16 protein-coding genes are annotated in these 18,964 nt (G+C 73.4%); 9 read left to right on the top strand and 7 right to left on the bottom strand.

Features of this window, described 5'->3' with window-relative positions; genetic code table 11:
• The first annotated feature begins 54 nt into the window (after positions 1-54).
• Positions 55-1,614, top strand: a complete 1,560-nt coding sequence (locus ACFWN1_RS12520) for a phytoene desaturase family protein (protein ID WP_384360409.1) — start codon at positions 55-57, stop codon at positions 1,612-1,614.
• A gap of 55 nt (positions 1,615-1,669) precedes the next feature.
• Complete coding sequence (locus ACFWN1_RS12515; protein ID WP_384360407.1) at positions 1,670-3,163, top strand: acyl-CoA synthetase; 1,494 nt, start codon at positions 1,670-1,672, stop codon at positions 3,161-3,163.
• Here ACFWN1_RS12515 and paaK read toward each other — a convergent pair.
• On the bottom strand, positions 3,160-4,455 hold the full coding sequence (gene paaK, locus ACFWN1_RS12510) for a phenylacetate--CoA ligase PaaK (RefSeq protein WP_384360405.1): 1,296 nt from the start codon (positions 4,453-4,455) through the stop codon (positions 3,160-3,162). The two genes, ACFWN1_RS12515 and paaK, sit on opposite strands and share 4 nt — an antisense overlap.
• 283 nt (positions 4,456-4,738) lie before the next feature.
• Here paaK and ACFWN1_RS12505 point away from each other — a divergent pair, with 283 nt between their 5' ends.
• From ACFWN1_RS12505 to ACFWN1_RS12495, 3 genes are all read left to right on the top strand, one after another.
• The gene (locus tag ACFWN1_RS12505) at positions 4,739-4,981 is read left to right on the top strand and encodes a DUF397 domain-containing protein (RefSeq protein ID WP_384360403.1); all 243 of its coding nucleotides are present in this window, start codon (positions 4,739-4,741) and stop codon (positions 4,979-4,981) included.
• A 163-nt stretch (positions 4,982-5,144) separates the two neighbouring features.
• Positions 5,145-6,047 carry a universal stress protein gene (locus tag ACFWN1_RS12500; RefSeq protein ID WP_384360401.1) on the top strand — a complete coding sequence of 301 codons (903 nt, stop codon included), beginning with the start codon at positions 5,145-5,147 and terminating at the stop codon, positions 6,045-6,047.
• Positions 6,048-6,118: 71 nt separating this feature from the next.
• Complete coding sequence (locus ACFWN1_RS12495) at positions 6,119-6,616, top strand: hypothetical protein (protein WP_384360399.1); 498 nt, start codon at positions 6,119-6,121, stop codon at positions 6,614-6,616.
• 16 nt (positions 6,617-6,632) lie between these two features.
• Here ACFWN1_RS12495 and ACFWN1_RS12490 read toward each other — a convergent pair whose 3' ends face one another.
• The gene (locus ACFWN1_RS12490) at positions 6,633-8,603 is read right to left on the bottom strand and encodes an N-acetylmuramoyl-L-alanine amidase (protein WP_384360397.1); all 1,971 of its coding nucleotides are present in this window, start codon (positions 8,601-8,603) and stop codon (positions 6,633-6,635) included.
• A gap of 261 nt (positions 8,604-8,864) precedes the next feature.
• Positions 8,865-10,001 carry an aminoglycoside phosphotransferase family protein gene (locus ACFWN1_RS12485; protein WP_384360395.1) on the bottom strand — a complete coding sequence of 379 codons (1,137 nt, stop codon included), beginning with the start codon at positions 9,999-10,001 and terminating at the stop codon, positions 8,865-8,867.
• Positions 10,002-10,262: 261 nt separating this feature from the next.
• Here ACFWN1_RS12485 and ACFWN1_RS12480 point away from each other — a divergent pair, with 261 nt between their 5' ends.
• Positions 10,263-11,759: a hypothetical protein gene (locus ACFWN1_RS12480; RefSeq protein ID WP_384360393.1), complete on the top strand. Its 1,497-nt coding sequence runs from the start codon at positions 10,263-10,265 to the stop codon at positions 11,757-11,759.
• Between the two features lie 13 nt (positions 11,760-11,772).
• Here ACFWN1_RS12480 and ACFWN1_RS12475 read toward each other — a convergent pair whose 3' ends face one another.
• The 3 genes from ACFWN1_RS12475 to ACFWN1_RS12465 all read right to left on the bottom strand — a co-directional run bounded on the left by ACFWN1_RS12475 (position 11,773) and on the right by ACFWN1_RS12465 (position 15,606).
• Positions 11,773-13,053: a SpoIIE family protein phosphatase gene (locus tag ACFWN1_RS12475; RefSeq protein WP_384360391.1), complete on the bottom strand. Its 1,281-nt coding sequence runs from the start codon at positions 13,051-13,053 to the stop codon at positions 11,773-11,775.
• A gap of 281 nt (positions 13,054-13,334) precedes the next feature.
• Positions 13,335-13,859: a DUF4232 domain-containing protein gene (locus ACFWN1_RS12470; RefSeq protein WP_384360389.1), complete on the bottom strand. Its 525-nt coding sequence runs from the start codon at positions 13,857-13,859 to the stop codon at positions 13,335-13,337.
• A 103-nt stretch (positions 13,860-13,962) separates the two neighbouring features.
• The gene (locus ACFWN1_RS12465; RefSeq protein WP_384360388.1) at positions 13,963-15,606 is read right to left on the bottom strand and encodes an alpha/beta hydrolase; all 1,644 of its coding nucleotides are present in this window, start codon (positions 15,604-15,606) and stop codon (positions 13,963-13,965) included.
• A 311-nt stretch (positions 15,607-15,917) separates the two neighbouring features.
• On the opposite strand from ACFWN1_RS12465, the gene ACFWN1_RS12460 reads away from it, so the two are divergent.
• From ACFWN1_RS12460 to ACFWN1_RS12450, 3 genes are all read left to right on the top strand, one after another.
• Positions 15,918-16,703, top strand: a complete 786-nt coding sequence (locus tag ACFWN1_RS12460; protein WP_384360386.1) for a chaplin — start codon at positions 15,918-15,920, stop codon at positions 16,701-16,703.
• A gap of 214 nt (positions 16,704-16,917) precedes the next feature.
• Positions 16,918-17,772 carry a GNAT family N-acetyltransferase gene (locus tag ACFWN1_RS12455; RefSeq protein WP_384360384.1) on the top strand — a complete coding sequence of 285 codons (855 nt, stop codon included), beginning with the start codon at positions 16,918-16,920 and terminating at the stop codon, positions 17,770-17,772.
• A 62-nt stretch (positions 17,773-17,834) separates the two neighbouring features.
• Positions 17,835-18,611 (top strand): GNAT family N-acetyltransferase, encoded by a 777-nt coding sequence (locus ACFWN1_RS12450; RefSeq protein WP_384360382.1) that lies wholly within the window; start codon positions 17,835-17,837, stop codon positions 18,609-18,611.
• A gap of 9 nt (positions 18,612-18,620) precedes the next feature.
• Here ACFWN1_RS12450 and ACFWN1_RS12445 read toward each other — a convergent pair whose 3' ends face one another.
• On the bottom strand, positions 18,621-18,887 hold the full coding sequence (locus tag ACFWN1_RS12445) for a GlsB/YeaQ/YmgE family stress response membrane protein (protein WP_161191547.1): 267 nt from the start codon (positions 18,885-18,887) through the stop codon (positions 18,621-18,623).
• Positions 18,888-18,964: the final 77 nt, after the last annotated feature.

Genomic DNA, 18,964 nt, shown 5'->3' with positions numbered 1-18,964 from the left:
GACTAGCCCCGGCGCACCCCTACCCGACGAAGATCAACCGTGCTACCAAGAACCATGCCCGCACACGAGGGAACCCGGACATACGACGCCGTCATCGTCGGCGGGGGCCACAACGGCCTGGTCGCCGCCGCCTACCTGGCGCGCGCCGGGCGCTCGGTCCTGCTGCTGGAGCGGCTCGGTCACACCGGCGGGGCGGCCGTGTCCAGCAGGCCGTTCGCCGGGGTCGACGCCCGGCTGTCGCGGTACTCCTACCTCGTCAGCCTGCTGCCGGACAAGATCGTCCGGGACCTCGGACTGGACTTCCGGGTGCGGAGCCGCACCATCTCCTCGTACACCCCCGTCGAGCGCGGCGGGCGGGCCACCGGGCTGCTCGTCGGGGGCGGCGAGGAGCGCACCCGCCGGGCCTTCGCGGAACTGACGGGCGACGCACGCGAGTTCACCGCCTGGCAGCGCTTCTACGGCATGACCGGCGAGGTCGCCCGGCGGGTCTTCCCGACCCTCACCGAGCCGCTGCCCACCCGTGCCGGACTACGCGCCCGCGTCGCCGACGAGGCCGCCTGGCGAGTGCTGTTCGAGGAGCCGATCGGTGTCGCCGTCGAGGAGAACTTCCACGACGACCTGGTGCGGGGCGTCGTCCTCACCGACGCGCTGATCGGCACCTTCGCCGACGCCCACGATCCCTCCCTCGCCCAGAACCGCTGCTTCCTCTACCACGTCATCGGCGGCGGCACCGGCGCCTGGGACGTCCCCGTCGGCGGCATGGGCGCTCTCACCGACGCCCTCGCCGGCGCCGCCCGCGCGGCCGGAGCCGAGATCGCCACCGGACACGAAGCACTCCGTATCGACACCGACGGCCGTACCGCCGAGGTCACCTACCGCACCGCCGAAGGTGAAGGCGTCGCCGCCGCGCGGCACGTCCTCGTCAACGCCTCCCCGCGCGAACTGGCCAACCTGACCGGTGACTTGGCGCCCGAGCCCGCCGAGGGCGCACAGCTCAAGGTGAACATGCTGCTCAAGCGGCTGCCCCGGCTCAGGGACAGCTCCGTCGACCCGCGTGAGGCGTTCGCCGGGACCTTCCACATCGCCGAGGGCTACCAGCAGCTCGCCACCGCCCACGCCCAGGCCGCAGCGGGCCGACTCCCCGCCGTCCCGCCCTCGGAGATCTACTGCCACACCCTGACCGACCCCACCATCCTCGGCCCCGGGCTCGCCGGGCGCTGCTACCAGACCCTCACCCTCTTCGGCCTGCACACCCCCGCCCGCCTCTTCACCAACGACAACGACGCCGTACGCGAGGAACTCCTGAAGTCCACCCTCGCCCAGCTCGACGCCCACCTCGCCGAGCCCCTCGCGGACTGCCTGGCCACCGATGCCGACGGCCGCCCCTGCGTCGAGGCCAGGACCCCGCTCGACCTGGAGCGCGACCTCGGCCTGCCCGGCGGCAACATCTTCCACCGGGCCCTCACCTGGCCCTACGCCCAGGACGGCACCGGCCGCTGGGGCGTGGAGACCCGGCACGCCAACGTCCTGCTGTGCGGCGCGGGCGCGGTGCGCGGCGGCGGGGTCAGCGGAGTACCGGGACACAACGCGGCGATGGCCGTGCTGGGGGAGTGACGGCCACCGCCGAGGATCTTGACCTGGGGGTCCGCCGGCCCGAGGATCGGCTCCCATGACACAGGGACACGGCAGCACCGTCGACGGAGTGCTGCGCCGCAGCGCCCGCCGCACCCCGGCACGCGTGGCGCTCAAGTACGGCGAACGCTCCTGGACCTACGCGGAACTCGACGACGCCGTCTCCCGGGCCGCCGCCCTGCTGCTGGCCCGGGGCCTCACCAAGGGCGACCGGGTCGCCGCCTACGGGCACAACTCCGACGCCTACCTCATCGCCTTCCTCGGCTGTGCCCGCGCGGGCCTCGTCCACGTCCCGGTCAACCAGAACCTCACCGGCGCCGACCTCGCCTACCTGCTCGACCAGTCCGGCAGCGCCCTCACCCTCACTGACCCGGCCCTCGCCGGCCGGCTCCCGGCCGGCACCCGCACCCTCCCGCTGCGCGACGCCGAGGACTCCCTGCTCGCGGGGCTGGCCGGCACCGAGCCGTACCACGGGCCCGAGCCGCGCACCGAGGACCTCGTCCAACTCCTCTACACCTCCGGCACGACCGCGCTGCCCAAGGGCGCGATGATGACCCACCGGGCCCTCGTCCACGAGTACCTCAGCGCCATCACCGCCCTCGACCTGAGCGCCGGCGACCTGCCCGTGCACGCGCTGCCGCTCTACCACTCGGCGCAGTTGCACGTCTTCCTGCTGCCCTACCTCGCCGTCGGCGCGACCAGCACGATCCTCGACGCCCCCGACGGCGACCGCCTCCTCCCGCTGATCGAGGCGGGCCGCTGCGACAGCCTGTTCGCCCCGCCCACCGTGTGGATCGCGCTCGCGGGCCGCCCCGACTTCGCCGACCGCGACCTGAGCGGCCTGCGCAAGGCGTACTACGGCGCGTCGATCATGCCGGTGCCGGTACTGGAGCGGCTGCGTGAACGCCTGCCGAAGCTCGCCTTCTACAACTGCTTCGGGCAGAGCGAGATCGGCCCGCTCGCCACCGTGCTCGCCCCGAACGAGCACAAGGGCCGCCTGGACTCCTGCGGCCGCACCGTGCTGTTCGTGGACGCCCGTGTGGTGGACGAGGAGGGCCGGGACGTGCCGGACGGCACCCCCGGCGAGATCGTGTACCGCTCGCCCCAGCTCTGCGAGGGCTACTGGGACAAGCCCGAGGAGACCGCGGCCGCGTTCCGGGACGGCTGGTTCCACTCCGGCGACCTCGCGGTCCGGGACGCCGACGGCTACTTCCGAATCGTCGACCGGGTGAAGGACGTCATCAACTCCGGCGGCGTGCTCGTCGCCTCCCGCCAGGTCGAGGACGCCCTCTACACCCACGAGGCGGTCGCGGAGGCCGCCGTGATCGGGCTGCCGGACGACCGCTGGATCGAGGCCGTCACCGCGGTCGTCGTCCCCCGGGGCGACATCACCGAGGACGCGCTGATCGCCCACGTCCGCGAGGAGCTGCCCGCCTTCAAGGCACCCAAGCGGGTGCACTTCGTGGCCGAACTCCCGCGCAACGCCAGCGGCAAGATCCTCAAGCGGGAGCTGCGCGAGCGGCTGGGCTAGCGGGGGCGCAGGTCCACGATGCGGCGGATCTTGCCCACCGACCGTTCCAGCGACTCCGGCTCCACGATCTCCACGGACACCGACACCCCGATCCCGTCCTTCGCCGCCGCCGCGATCGACCGGACCGCCGCCTCCCGCACCTCCGGCACGGCACCCGGACGCGCCTCCGCCCGTACGGTGAGCGCGTCCATGCGTCCCTCCCGGGTCAGCCGGAGCTGGAAGTGCGGCGCCACACCGGGGGTGCGCAGCACGATCTCCTCGATCTGGGTCGGGAACAGATTGACCCCGCGCAGGATCACCATGTCGTCGCTGCGCCCGGTGACCTTCTCCATCCGCCGGAACACCCGGGCCGTCCCCGGCAGCAGCCGGGTCAGATCCCGCGTCCGGTAGCGGACGACCGGCATGGCCTCCTTGGTGAGCGAGGTGAACACCAGCTCGCCCCGCTCGCCCTCCGGCAGCACCTCACCGGTGACCGCGTCCACGACCTCCGGATAGAAGTGGTCCTCCCACACATGCAGGCCGTCCTTGGTCTCCACGCACTCCTGCGCCACCCCCGGACCGATCACCTCCGACAGCCCGTAGATGTCCACGGCGTCGATGGCGAACCGCTCCTCGATCTCCCCCCGCATGCTCTCCGTCCAGGGCTCCGCCCCGAACACCCCGACGCGCAGCGAGGTGGAGCGCGGGTCCACACCCTGCCGCTCGAACTCGTCCAGCAGCGTCAGCATGTACGAGGGGGTGACCATGATGACGCCGGGCGCCAGATCCTGGATCAGCCGCACCTGCCGGGACGTCATGCCCCCGGAGGCGGGCACCACCGTGCAGCCCAGTCGCTCGGCGCCGTAGTGCGCGCCCAGTCCTCCGGTGAACAGGCCGTAGCCGTACGCCACATGGACGATGTCACCCGGCCGCCCGCCCGCCGCCCGGATCGAGCGGGCCACCATGTCCGCCCACACCGAGAGGTCGTTGTCGGTGTAGCCGACCACCGTGGGCAGCCCCGTCGTCCCGCTGGAGGCATGCAGCCGCCGCACCCGCTCCCTGGGCACCGCGAACATCCCGTACGGGTAGTTCGCCCGCAGGTCCGCCTTGGTGGTGAACGGGAAGTGCGCGAGGTCGGCCAGCGACCGGCAGTCCTCGGGGCGCACCCCCGCCCTGTCGAAGGACTCGCGGTAGAACGGCACATGGGCGTAGGCGTGCCGCAGCGAGGCCCGCAGCCGCTCCAGCTGGAGCGCCCGCAGCTCCTCGGGCCCGAGCCGCTCGCCCGCGTCCCGCAGGTCCGTCTCATCCGCCACCGGGACTTCCCTTCGCACACGACCCGCGCCACGACATGCGTCATGACCCGCGATACGACACGCCGCGCGCCACGCGATACGGGCGACCGATCATTCGGTCGATCTTGCGAGGCCAGTAATTCAGGCCGTCGCGCCCCGGGCAAGAGGCCGGCCGGGATTTTTCCGCGCGCGAAGGGCGACCGCGTACACCCACCCGTCCCAAGGTCCCCCCCGGGTGACCTGTGCGCCGCCGAGACCGATCGCTAGGCTGAGCCGGGGACGACGTCATGGGAGGAGCACGGACGTGGCCGAGAGCACCATCCAGCAGCAGTCGCTCACAGGCTGGGACAAGCCGGACCTGGACCTCAGCGGGGCCCGGTGGCAGTCCAGCAGCGGAGGCCGGGGCGATGTCCAGATCGCCTTCGTCGAGGGCTTCATCGCGATGCGCAACAGCCGCCGCCCCGAGAGCCCCTCCCTGATCTTCACCCCCGCCGAATGGGGCGCCTTCGTCTCCGGGGCCCGCGAGGGAGAGTTCGACCTCACCTGACCCACCGGCGGGGCCAGGGCAGGAGCCGACCGGGGGTGTTCCGGCCGCGAATGCCCAACACGCGCCCCAGGCGCCCTCTCCGGAGCGCCCCCTGAGCGAGGCTGGCCCCGGCAAGAGGCCCGCCCCGGCAGGGGGAAGCCCGCATCCCGGGAGGTGAGCAACGATGAGCGCTGTACCGGTCATCGCCGCGGTCGACGGTTCCGAGGACAGCCTGCGCGCCCTGGACTGGGCCCTGGAGGCGGCCCGCCGCCGCGTCGCACCGCTGCGCGTCGTCCATGTGCGCCAGTACGCGGCCTGGGGCGAGGCCGACATCCTCGTCGCCGACCCGCCCGACGACAGCGGCGACCCCGTCCTGGACGAGGTCCGCGACCGGCTCGCCGACCGTCCCGGCCTGCCCACCGTGGAATACGTCGCCGTCGAGGGCGTACCCGGCGCGGTCCTGCCCGAACTCGGCGTCGACGCGCAGCTGCTGGTCCTCGGCTCACGCGGCCGGGGCGGCTTCGCCAGCCTGCTCCTGGGCTCCAGCTCCCTCGCCGTCGCCCGGGACGCCGGCTGCCCCGTGGTCGTCGTCCCCCGGCCCGGCCGCCAGGTGCACGCCGAACCCCCGGCCGAGACCGGCCCCCGGGTCGTCGTCGGGCTGCACGTCGACAGCCCCGACGACGGCGTCCTCGGCTTCGCCTTCGCCGAGGCGTCCCTGCTCGGCGCCCGCCTCCAGGTGATCGCCGCCTACCCCTGGCCCGTACAGACCTGGGCGGCCCCCGGCCAGCTGGTGCCCCCGCCCGTCGACCAGATCGCCGTCGAGAGCGACACCCGGGTCCTCGCCGAGGGCTTTCTCGACCCGCTGCGGGCCCAGTACCCCGGCGTCGACGCGGCGGCCGAGGCGCTGCCGGGCGACGCCGCCGGACAGCTGGTCGCCCTCTCCGCGGGCGCCGCTCTGGTCGTCGTCGGCCGCCACCGGCGCCGGCTGCGCGTGCCCACCCGGATGCTGGGTTCGGTCACCCAGGCCGTCCTGCTGCACGCGGCCGGCCCCGTCGCCGTCGTGCCGTCCGGACCCGCCGAGGAGTGACCCCGCGCGAGGCCATGCCGGGAGTGCTCCCGCACGCCGTGGAGCGGGCCGGGGCACGTACCATTGGCCGCATGTCGTTCCTCCGCCGCCGCAGCGCCAATCCCGCCGGACCAGACTTCGACGTGCTGGCCATGGACCCCGGCGACTGGCCCGGCAACCTCGGCGCCGGCCTGCTGCCCGCCCCCGACGGAAGCTGCCAGGGCGTCTTCCTGCGCTACGACCTGTTCGGCGGCCGCGGCCCCGCCATGATCATCGGCAACCTGCCCGAGGGCTCCCCGGCCCGGGACACCGCCGAGGGCGAGATCCCCTTCGAGGTCGCACAGCTGCTGCTGGCGCTGGACAACGAGGAGGAGGTCACCGTCGTCGGCTCCGAGGACATGCCCGTCCTCCAGGGCGACAACCTGCTGATCGTGCGCCGCCTCAAGCTCTCCGAGGGCCGGATCTCCTGCGTGCAGTTCGACCGCAGCGACGGCGTCCTGGTGACCATCGCCGCCTGGGACCGCCCCATCACCGACGACCTGTACGCCCTGCTGAAGCCGCTCCCGGCGGAGCTGTTCCAGCAGGGCTGAGGACCCCCTCGCCCCGCTAGCGGCGGGCGGCCGCCAGGTCCACGTCCGCCGCACGGACGAAGCCGACCCGGTGGCCGTACTGGATCTCGTAGTACAGGTCCTTCCCGGTGATCACCTGGTGCGAGTCCTCGGTGAAGGTGACCGAGTAGTAGTACTCGCCCGGCACCCGGTCACCTACGACGTACTTCTGCCCGGCCGGGATCGTGTACGGCAGCGGCACCACCGACTGTGCGGGAACGCCCGCCGGGTACGCCTCCTTCTCGGGGTAGGCGCGGCCGTAGACCGGGACGCTCGCCAGGCCCGCCTTCGGGGTGATCGTGACCCCGGACGCGGGGACCGCCGTGCGCTCGCGGTGCGGGTTCCGGAACCACGCCTTCTGCCCCAGGTACCAGATCGCCGTCCACTCGCCCCAGCGGTCCGCTACCGCGTACTGCTGGCCGGTGGAGACCCGCGAGGACAGGTCGTTGACCCCGTCGGTCGGCTCGGTGCCCAGACCGATGTCCTTGATCAGCGGCGCGTTCACGTCGTGGTCGGCGTACAGCCGCACCTCGCCGGAACCGTGCGCCGGGCACGGCTCGCCCTTCGTCGCGCAGCCCGTGTACACCGGCTGGTTGGCCGCGTAGTCCGGCAGGATCGTCACCAGGCCGGAACGGCTGGTGCCGGTGCGCTTGAAGGGGTGGCCGAGCAACTCGAAGTAGTGCCGCCAGTCCCAGTACGGGCCGGGGTCGGTGTGCATGCCGGGGATCGTGGCCGTGGTCGGACCGGGCACGTTCTCGTGGCCCAGGATGTGCTGCCGGTCCAGCGGCACGCCGTACGCGCGGGACAGGTACTTCACCAGCCGGGCCGAGGACCGGTACATGGCCTCGGTGTACCAGGTGTCCGGCGCGGTGAGGAAGCCCTCGTGCTCGATGCCCACGGAGCGGGCGTTCACATACCAGTTCCCCGCGTGCCAGGCGACGTCCTTCGCCTTCACATGCTGGGCGATCAGACCGTCGGTGGAGCGGATCGTGTAGTTCCAGGACACGTACGTCGGGTCCTGGACCAGGTTCAGCACCCCGTCCCAGACGCCCTCGGTGTCATGGATGACGATGTACTCGACCCGCTGGGCGGCGGGCCGGACCCCGAGGTCGTGGTTGCCGTAGTCGCCGTCCCCGAACTCCTCGTACGGCGCCGGGACCGACACGCACGACACCGACCTCGGGCACTCCACCTCGTCCGCGCGTGCGGCACGCAGTCCGGTCAGCCCCAACTGGGCGGTGTCGGCGCGCAGTCGGGGATTCCCCGCCAGCGCCACCCGCTGACCGGCATCGGTGGTGCGCTGCTCACCGGCGCGCAGCACGTCGTACACGTCGTTCGCGTACGCGGCGGCCGTGGCCTGGTCGTCGGCGGCGGAGAAGCGGGCCACCGCGCCGTACCAGTCGGCCGGGTCGGCGCTGAGCGGCTCGCCCAGCGTCCGCTGTGCGGCGGCCAGCAGTGCGGCGCCGCCGGCGATGTTGGCGGCGGGGTCGGTGCGCAGCCGGGCCGCCGGGAGACCGGTCAGCTCCGCCGCGCGGCGCAGCGTGGTCAGCCGGGCGGGCAGCTTCGCCGGGGCGGGCGCCCTGGCCTCGGGGCGCAGCGGTGCGCGGGCGCTGTCACCGCGCGCGTCCTCGCTGCCCTCCGCGTGATGCTCGGTCGCGGCCAGCGCGGTGCGGGCGTCGGTGAGGTGCATCGGGCCGTAGCCGCCGCTGACGCTGGGCGCCCCGGCGTGCGCGTCCCAGCGGGACTGGAGATAGGAGACGGCCAGCAGCACGCTCTGCGGCACGTGGTACTCGGCGGCCGCGCTGCCGAAGGCGCGCTGGAGCTTCTGGTCGGCCGGGGGAGTGGTGGGCGCGGCCGGGGCGGCGCCGAGCAGCGGCAGCACCAGGGCGGCCGTGGCGAGCGTTCCGGCCGTCCGCTTCAGGCGTCTGACGCCGGGTGCGGTCGACGGGTCGGGGGCGAATCCTCGCAATGCGGCCTCCTGTGACGGGCGGGGCGGGACGGACGGCGCCGGGCTCGGTCAGTGGTACCGGCTTGTCGACGATCCGTCAATGATGCCCTCGGGAAGGTGATTTCCCACGTCACAAGGGTTTCGGGCGAGTTTCGCGCTGATGGCGCGCGGGCCTGCGAGGCGTCAGTGGCGTATACCAGTGATCCCGCCGCCCCGCAGGCCCGGCACCCTTGACCCGCGGTACGCCGCCGCTCGGGCGTACCGCGGTGCTCCGGGCCCGCTCTAACGGGTGCCGACCGCCGCGCGTACGGCCCGGCGGGCCATGTGGCAGTCGTCGTGCAGCCTTCGCAGCAGCAGGCGCTGCTCCTCGCCGGAGGGCGTCACACCCGGCGGGAGCGGGGCCGGGGGAGCGCCGTGCATCGAACGCTGCACCGCCGTCTCGTAGGCGCGGATCTCCCGGGTCAGCACCAGCATCAGGTTCACCAGGAAGGCGTCGCGCGAGGCCGGGCCGCCCGACTGGGCCAGCTGGCTGATCTGACGGCGCGCGTCCGGGGCATCCCCGAGGACCAGCCACAGGGTGGCCAGGTCGTACCCCGGCAGATACCAGCCCGCGTGCTCCCAGTCGACCAGCACCGGGCCGGCCGGGGACATCAGGATGTTGGACAGCAGCGCGTCGCCGTGGCAGAACTGGCCCATGGCCTGGCGGCCTGCCATGTGCGCGATGCCGTGCAGCAGCTTCTGGAGGTCGCCCAGGTCGCGGTCGGTGAGCAGCCCCAGCTCGTGATAGCGGGAGATTCGGGCCGCGTAGTCCAGCGGCGTGTCGAACGTGCCCGCCGGGGGCCGCCAGGCGTTCAGCCGGCAGATCGCGCCGAGCGCGGCCCGGATGTCGGCGCGCGGCGGCGCCTCCAGCGGGTGGCGGCGGTGCGAGGCAACCCGGCCCGGCATCCGCTCGATCACCAGCGTGCAGTTGTCCGGGTCGGCCGCGATCAGCCTCGGTACGCGCACCGGCGGACGGTGCCGGACGAAGGAGCGGTAGGCGGCTATCTCGTGCCGGACGCGCTCCGCCGCGGCGGCCGCGTGGTCCAGCAGGCACTTGGCGACCGCCGTGCTGCGGCCGGTCGTGCCGACGAAGGTGACGGACCGTCCGCTGCGGCGCAGCAACTGCACCGGGGCGAACTCCGGGCAGATCCGCTGGACCGAGGCGATGGCGGTACGGAGCTGGGCTCCCTGGGGACCGGACAGGTCCAGCCTGCCGCTGAGCGGCTGGGAGCCGGGCTGCCCGGGAACGCGTGGTGCCCGGCCCACACCCAGGAGGGGTGCTCCGGGTCGCGCCGCCGGGTCCAGATACGGTCCGCCGCCCACGGGGCGGGGACGTGGTGGCCGGGGCGGGGCGGACACGGAGGACGATGCTGCGTACATGGGAGATACAGATCCCTTCGTGTGCCTGCTGTGCCTGCCTGTGCGTCGCTCGTGACGAACCGCGCGCCCTCCCGTCCCGGTCCTCCCTGGCACACCCTGGGGAATGTCCCTGGGCGGCCGGGCCGGGGTGGCGCTTTCCTACCTGACACCCCGAGTCCACTGGCACACCATCTGGCGCACCCTGGCGAACCCCTGGCGAATAGTCGCCCGGCAACCTGCACGGGGCTACTGTCAACTCAGCCGAGAACCTGGGGGCTTGACGTGAGCGGACAACCCAACACCCGGTTCGCGGACCTGTTCGGCCTGGCCGGCTGGTCCAAGGGCGAACTCGCGCGGCTGGTCAATCGGCAGGCGGCGGCCTCGGGCCACCCCCAGCTGTCGACGGACACCTCGCGGGTGCGGCGGTGGATCGACATGGGAGAGATCCCGCGCGATCCGGTGCCGCGGGTGCTGGCGGCTCTGTTCACCGAGCGTCTCGGCCGTGTCGTGACCATGGAGGATCTCGGTCTGGTACGACACGGGCGCGCGGAGAAACGGCAGGGCGACGGGAAGAGCGACGTTCCCGCCGGTGTGCCGTGGGCGCCCGAACGAACCGCCGCGGTCCTCACCGAATTCACGGGAATGGACCTCATGCTCAACCGACGCGGCTTGGTGGGCGCGGGTGCCGCGCTCGCCACGGGAGCCACACTCAGCAGCGCCATGCACGACTGGCTGCACACCGACCCCACGCTCCGGGCCGACGCCCCCGTCCTCGACGACCCACTGCACGCGGAACCCGCCGGATTCGACCGCTACGAGGCCGCCCCCATCGGGTCTCAGGAGGTCGAGGAACTGGAGCGCTCGGTAGACGTGTTCCGGACCTGGGACGCCGCCCATGGCGGCGGCCTCCAGCGCAAGGCGGTCGTGGGCCAGCTCAACGAGGTGGGCGGCATGCTCGCCTACCACCATCCACCTCAGCTCCAGCGGCGCCTGTGGGGCGTCGCCGCCAACCTCGCGGTCCTGGCGGGCTGGATGTCCCACGACGTGGGTCTGGAGCCCACGGCGCAGAAGTACTTCGTCATAGCCACGCACGCCGCGCACGAGGGCGGCGACCGCCCCCGGGCCGGCGAGGCGCTGTCACGGGCGGCCCGCCAGATGGTGCATCTGGGCCGCCCGGACGACGCCATGGAACTGATGAAGCTGGCCCAGTCCGGTTCGGGGGAGGAGCTGCAGCCCAGAACGAAGGCCATGTTCCACACCATCGAGGCGTGGGCGCAGGCGGCCATGGGCAGGGGTCAGGCGATGCGCCGCACCCTGGGCCAGGCCGAGGACCTGTTCGTCTCCGAACGCCAGGACGCCCGCAGGCCCGACTGGATGCAGACCTTCAAGGACGCGGATCTGTACGGCATGCAGGCCCTCGCCTATCGCACGCTCGCCGAGCACGACCCGAGCGCGGCCGTGCACGCCCAGCACTACGCCCAGAAGGCGCTGGCGCTCAGGACCGACGGGCGGGAGCGGTCGAAGATCTTCGACCACCTCTCCATGGCTTCGGCCTGCTTCATCGCGGACGACCCCGAACAGGCCGACCGGTACGCCCGGCTGGCGCTGATGGCGATGGGAGCCAACTCCTCCCGCCGCACCTGGGACCGGCTGCGCGAGATGTACCGGCTGACCGCGGACCACGCGAGCTGCCCCAAGGTCGGCGCACTGCGGGAGGAGATCAGGCAGGCCCTGCCCAGGCCCAGGAGCAGCCGGGACGGAGGCGCGACACCGGCGTAGCGCAGGGTACGCGCTACTCCGGGACCCTTGCGACGAGCACCCAGGCGTCGCCGTGCTGCCCCGCGCCCGGTACCCCGGCCAGCGACCGCACGCACTCCCGCGCGGTACGGGCCGTGCGCAGGCGTGGACCGAGACCGAGCACGCGTGCCACGTCCGAGTCGCTCAGCCGGTCGGTGTGCAGTACGAGCAAGTCGCCTGCCCGCAGGGTGATTTCGTCCTGCCCGTAGGGGGAGTGCGCGCTCGGTGGCGGGTCGTCCGGCGCGGTCAGCCGGCGGCCCGTCCCGTCGCGGAACAGCAGCGGGACGGGGCGTCCCGACCCGGCCCAGGTGAGGGTGCGGCTGCCCGGCTCGTAACGGCAGCAGACGGCGCCGCGCAGCGCGACGCTGGGACCCAACTGATCCAGTATGGCCAGCAGTCGACCGGGGCGGGTGCCCGCCAGTGCCATGCCGTGCACGGCGCCGAGCAGCGTTGCGGGGTCTGAGCCGGTGAGGTCGCCGACGCTCAGCAGGACGGCTCCGCCCGGTAGTTCGAGCGCGTCGCACCAGTCGGCCGCCGCCGTAAGGGGAGGTGGGCCCGGCAGGTGGTGCGCCGCGAGGTCGAGGGTCGGCGGCCCCTGCGGGAGAGGCCGCCGGGCAGGAGGCGGTGCCGGGGCCCTGCTCGCCGGCCTCACCGGTCTCACCGACCGCCCATGCGGGGGCGGTTCGCTCACGTCCCGGACCACGGCCCACATGGAGACCGTGCCGCCGTCCGGGCCCAGCACGGGTTCACCCCTCATGCGCACGGTCCGCACCGAGTCGTCGGGCCGCAGCACGCGGAACTCCCCGTCGATCGGCCTGGCGTCCACCAGGCAGCCAGTCACCATCGCGGTGAGCCGTGGCCGGTCCTCCTCATGGACCAGCGCCGGGAGTTCGTCCAGGGTGAGCGCGGGCACGGACGGCTCCAGGCCGAAGATGCGGTACAGCTCCTCCGACCACTCGGCCTCGTCCGTGAGAAGGCCCCACTCCGCCCGGCCCACCAGACCGGACGGAGCGCCTCCGAGCGGCTCGGCGGGGGCCGGCCCGGCCCGTAACCGCTCCAGGTGGGCGTCGAGACCGTCGAGCCGGTGCGGGGCGAGGTCGCAGAGGGCGCTTTGCCGGCGTCCCTCGGGGTCCTGGTCCGTCCCGCTTCCGCGCACGTCCCGCCGCTCCGCGTCCACGCCGCCCGTCAGCCGCCGCGTCCGCGAGATCAGCGCCTCGACCGGGCCGCGTCCTGGTGGCTGGGCGGGCTGGCGGTCCGCGGAGACTGGGGGCGGCATGACGCACTCCGGGGGGACGGTAGGGCCAGGGCGAACGGAGGGACCGCTACGACTGTGGCACAGCCCGCGCACCCCCGTGAGGCATTTGGCAACACACGATACGAGGGTGCTTCAGGCATATGCCAGAGTCTTCCCGGAGTGGTCCGCGCGGCTCCGAGGACTGGGCGCCGTTCCAGTCAAGTCGTAGTAGTTGTACGGGATTTGGTCCATGTTCAGGAACTCCGGCACCGCGCTCGGACGTGCGTTCGCCGCTCACCTGGTCCCGTCTCCGGTGCCCGCCGTCAGCCGAGGCCGATGGCCTGGTCGGCCTTCGCGCGCGTCGGCTGCCACCACGTCGTCACCGGCTCCCAGACCCGGACCTGCCGTCCGGTGCCGAGCCGCGCGGCCGAGAAGCTCCGGCCCCACTGGGACGCCGAGGCCGACACGCCGAGAGAGGGGGACCGCCGTGCCTCCGGGTCGGCCGGGTCGCCGATGGTGCGCACCGCCCCGTAGGCCGTCTTCCCGGCGTCCAGCCGGTACGTGCCCCTGCCGCCCTCCGGCGTCGGCAGCGCGGCGCCGTCCAGGTCACCGAAGGTGATCGTCGGCACCCGGTCGACGAGACAGGCCCGCGACCCGGAGTTGGTCACCGAGAAGCGCACGACGGTCGTCCTCCCCCGCACGGCCTTCGCCTGGATGGCGAGCGCCTGCTCGGCGCACCGGGCGGGCGCGGCCTGCTGCGCCGGAGCCGCCTGGCCAGGTGTGGCGGCCAGCAGCATGGCGGCGGACGCGGCGAGGACGGGCACGGTGTGGACGGTACGGATACGCATGGAGGAGCACCCCTGTCATGATCGGTTCCGGACGGCGGGCTGGGGCCGCGCCTACCCGGTGTGACGCCGGACATGACCCCGCAGTTGCGGCGTCACTCTTCGCTCAACGTTCCGTGGACACGGTGGAGCTCCACGCCTTTCCGTCCGCCGGGCACGAGCTGCCGCTGGACGGCAGCGACCCGTACATCAGGAAGTCGTCGACCGTGCGGTGCACACACTTGGACGAGGTGTAACCGGTGTGGCCGTCGCCCTTGTTGTCGAGCACCACGGCCGAGGAACCCAGCCGGCGGGCGGTCTCCTCGGTCCAGCGGTACGGCGTCGCCGGGTCGCCCCGCGTGCCGACCAGCAGTATCCGGGAGGACGGCACGTCCTTCACCGCGTCCCGTATGTAGTCGGTGCCCTTGGGGCGGCCGTAGCACATCAGCAGCTGGGTGAGCCGGTAGCGGCCGAAGACGGGCGAGGCGGCCTCGTAGGAGGCGCGCAGCTCCGCGAGATCCCTGGTGAGGCGGGCGGCGGTCGGCCGGTCGGGGTCGTCCGCGCAGTTGACCGCCATCAGCGCGGCCGTGAGGTTGTCGATCGGTACCTGCTGCGGATCGGTCAGGCCGCCGTCGCCCCGGCCGGACCCGTTCGCGCGCATCGGCAGTCCGGAGCCGCCCGCGGCGAAGCCGAGCACCCGGCGCGCGTCCCCGTCCTCCACCAGCGTGGCGAGCGCCCGCTCCAGGGACGGCCACAGATCCTTGCTGTAAAGGCCCGTCCCGATGGCGCCCACCAGGTCCTGGCCGGAGAGGTTGCCGCCGAAGTCCGAGGGCACCGGTCTGTCGTCCAGCGACCGCACCAGCTGGAGCACCTGCTCGTCCGCCGCCCGCCGGTCCTGGCCGAACGGGCATGCCACGTCGGTCACGCACCAGTCCAGGAACCCCTCCAGCGCCGTCTGCTGGCCCTGGGCGCCCGCCACTCCCTGCTCGGACAGCGGCTCGGTCAGCGTGTCCACCCCGTCCAGGGCCATCCGGCCGACCTTGCGCGGGAACTGCGCCGCGTACACCGCGCCGAGCCGGGTGCCGTAGGAGAAGCCCAAGTAGTCCAGCTTCCGCTGGCCGAGGGCCTGGCGTATGACGTCCATGTCGCGGGCCGCGTCCACCGTGCCCATGTGCCGGAGCACCGGCCCGGAGTACTTGGCGCACAGCTCCGCCGACTGCTTGAGCAAGGTCATCAGCTGCTGCGGTCGGCCGATGTCGACGCTCGTGTCCGAGCCTGCGGAGTCCGAGGGGGGCTCCTCACCGGCGCCGCAGCTGACGGGGGAGGAGCGGCCGACCCCGCGCGGATCGAAGGCGACCACGTCGGAGCCGTTGGTGAGGTCCATGAACTCCTTGCCGCCGGACGCGAGCTGGGTCACTCCGGAGGCGCCCGGCCCGCCGAAGTTCAGCAGCAGCGCGCGGTGGGAGGAGCCGGTCGCGCGGTACCGGGCCAGCGCGAGATCGAGCGTGCCCGCGCCGGGGTGGGCGTAGTCGAGCGGGACGGTCACCTTGCCGCACTGGAGGTCCCTGGGCATGTCCGGACCCTTGCAGCGGCTCCAGGCGATCTTCTGTTCGTAGAAGCGGGCCATGCCCGGCCGGTCGGCCTGATCGGACCCGGACCCCGCGGCCACCGCCGCGGGCAGGCTCGCGCCGAGCAGCGCCAGGGCGAGCACTCCCGCACCCGCGCCGCGCCGTACTGCGGACCGTCTGGACTGCTTGACCTTGGCCGGCATCGAACGCCTCCCAGGGCGCCACCGCCCTGCACAGGGGCGGCGCCGTCCTCACCATAAGCGGGCCCCGCACCGGTCGCCTCCCGGCCGTCCGGGTGGCGACCGTGGTCCGGGCCGGCCGGCGCAGCCTCCTCCGGCCGGGTGAACGATGCACCTGTCCGCGTGGGCGGCGCGGCGGCGGCTTGACGCGCGGTTCGAACGACCGTGCCCCCCGAACGGGTGAAAGCGGCGCAGGCCATAACCCGATCGGTCCGGCCGCGTTCTATGTGGTGCGGGTGACTGCCCGCCACGACTTTCTGGAAGGCAGGGAACCTATGAAACGGGCTACCCGAAACGGTGTGATCGGCGTCGCCGCCGCCTCCGGTGCGATGGCCATGGCCATGCCCGTGTCCGCCGCTTTCGCGGCCGGTGGTGCCAGCGCCGACGGCGCCGCGGTCGGCTCGCCCGGTGTGCTCTCCGGCAACACCGTCCAGGCCCCCATCAGCGTCCCGCTGAACGCGTGCGGCAACAGTGTCGACGTGGTCGGGCTCCTCAACCCGGCCTTCGGCAACACCTGCGCGAACACCGGCTCGGACAACGGCGGCGGCGTGGTGAGCCACGGCGGCTCCGGTGGCAGGGCCGGTGGCAGCGGCACCGGTGGCAGCCACGCCGGCGGCACCAGGGCCGGCGACGTGGGGGGCGGCGCCACGGCGCACAGCGTCACCCAGGGCTCGCCCGGCGTGCTCTCCGGCAACGGCGCCCAGTTGCCGGTCGACATCCCGGTGAACGCCTGCGGCAACAGCGTGGACGTCGTGGGGGCCCTCAACCCGGCCTTCGGCAACCACTGCGAGAACCACTCCGAGGCGCCGACCCCGCCGCCGGTGGCGCCCCCCACCCCGCCGAAGCACCAGCCGCCGGCCCCGCCGAAGCACCAGCCCCCGGCCCCGCCGAAGCACCAGCCCCCGGCCCCGCCGAAGACGGTCCCGCACACCCCCGAGGCACCGCCCAGCCTGGCCCACACCGGGTCGGACCACGCGGCTCCGGCGCTGGCCGGAGGCGTGGCCTTCATCGTCGCGGGCGCGGCCCTGTACCGGCGCTTCCGCCCGAGCAGCCTGGTCTGATCCCCGCTCCACCGCACGGCCCCACCGGACCCAGCACCACTCGGTGGGGCCTTTGTAGTGCCTGCGCCCGGTACGCGCCCGGCCCGCACGCTCCCGGCGTGACGCGGGCCCGCCCTATCCGGAAGGATGCGGCGCGTGCGACCGTGCCGTACGCCCTCACCGGCTCGACGGCGGCCCGGCCATGCCCCCGACCCCACGGAAACGGAGCGCGGCGATGACGTCACCGGCCCCCCAGGAGTTCACCGTCACCCGGGCCACGCCGGACGACTGGCCGGTGATCAGCGGCTGGGCGGCGGCGGAAGGCTGGAACCCGGGACTCTCCGACGGCCCCGCCTTCTTCGCCCAGGACCCCGAGGGCTTCTTCCTCGGCCGTATCGACGGCGAGCCGGTCTCCGCGATCTCCGTCGTCAACTACGGCACGGACTACGCCTTCCTCGGCTGCTACCTCGTCCGCCCCGACCTGCGCGGCCACGGCTACGGGCTCACCACCTGGAAGACCGCGCTCGCCCACGCAGGGGAGCGCACCGTCGGCCTCGACGGCGTCGTCGGCCAGCAGGACAACTACCGCCGCTCGGGCTTCGAACTCGCCCACCGCACCGCCCGCTACACCGGCCCCGCCCCGGCCACCGAGCCGCCCGCCGGAGTGCGCCACGCCCAGCCCGGCGATCTCGACGCCATCACCCGCTACGACAGTGCCTGCACCCCGGCCGACCGCCCCCGCTTCCTCGCCGAGTGGCTCACCGCGCCCGGCCACCATGCCTACGTACGCCACGACGGCGACCGGCTCACCGGCTACGGAGTGATCCGCCCCGGCGCGGACTGCCTGCGTGTCGGCCCCCTCTTCGCCGACACCCCCGACGACGCGGGCGCCCTGTTCGCCGCGCTCGTCGCCGGCCACGCCGGCCGGCAGATCGCCATCGACGTACCCGAGCCGAACAAGGCCGGCGTGGACTTGGCCCTCGCCGCCGGACTCACCCCCTCCTTCGAGACCGCCCGCATGTACACCGGCCCGGTCCGCGAACACGCCGCCGACCGCGTCTTCGGCATCACCACGCTCGAACTCGGCTGATCACCGGCTCGGTTCGGGGAAACCCCGTTGCCCGGCCCCGCCCCCGGTGCTGGAGTGATCGCATGGATCAGGCCGCGGTACTCGCCCGCTACGACCGTCAGATGCGACAAGACGCCCGCCCCGACACGCCCGGCGTCCGGATCGAACGGACCGGTGCCGTGGTGCGCCGGATCGCGGACGCGCGGGGCTGGAACGGTGTCGTCTGGTCCCGCCTGGACGCGGCTGGGGCCGACCGCGCCATCGAGGAACAGATCGCCCGCTTCCGTGGCCTGGGCCGGGACTTCGAGTGGAAGCTGTACGGCCACGACGGACCGGCGGATCTGGGCGACCGGCTCACCGCGGCGGGATTCCGGGCCGGGGAGCCGGAGACGCTGATGATCGGCGAGATCGCGGAACTCACGCTGGAGGAACGCCTCCCGGAAGGCGTCCGCCTGGTCCGGGCCGCCGACGCGGCGGGCGTCGATCTCGTCGTGGACGTCCACGAAAGGGTCTTCGGCACTGATGGCACCGCGCTGCGCGCCCATCTGCTGGCCCGGCTCGCCGCCGATCCCGGCACGGTCCTCGCCGTGGTCGCGCTGGCCGGGGAGGAGCCGGTGGCCTCCGCCCGGCTGGAGCTGGTGCCGGGCGCGGACTTCGCCGGACTCTGGGGCGGCGGCACCGTCGAGGAGTGGCGGGGCCGGGGCCTGTACCGCGCCCTGGTCGCCCACCGAACCCGCGTCGCCGCCGCCCGCGGCTGCCGTCATGTCCAGGTGGACGCCTCCGCCATGAGCCGCCCCGTCCTGGAACGCCTCGGGCTGTGCGCCCTGACCACCACGACGCCGTATCTGTACGAGAGGTGACCCGGGAGGTCAGCGGCGGCGGCCCACCGTCCGGTCCAGCGCGGCGATGCCGACCGCGGCCAGCGCGATCTGGATCAGCCACTCGATCCAGTCCGGCCCGTCCGTGTCCGCGACACCCAGACCCGCCGCGATGGCCGTGCCCAGCAGGGCGGCCACGATGCCGACGAGGATGGTGACGATCACACCGATGTGCTGGCGTCCCGGCACGACCAGCCGCCCCAGCACACCGATTACGATGCCGATGATGACGGCGCTGATGAGTCCTGAAATCTCCATGTCCACCCCTACTGGTCTCGGCCCTGCTGCCGTGGCATGTGCCCGCCGCGGACGGAGCCACTCCGCTCCGGCGCCGC

This window comes from Streptomyces sp. NPDC058459 (assembly GCF_042721685.1).
Classification (GTDB): Bacteria; Actinomycetota; Actinomycetes; order Streptomycetales; family Streptomycetaceae; genus Streptomyces.
The sequence above is the reverse complement of the archived record's forward strand: the minus strand, read 5'-3'. Positions and strand labels throughout refer to the sequence as shown.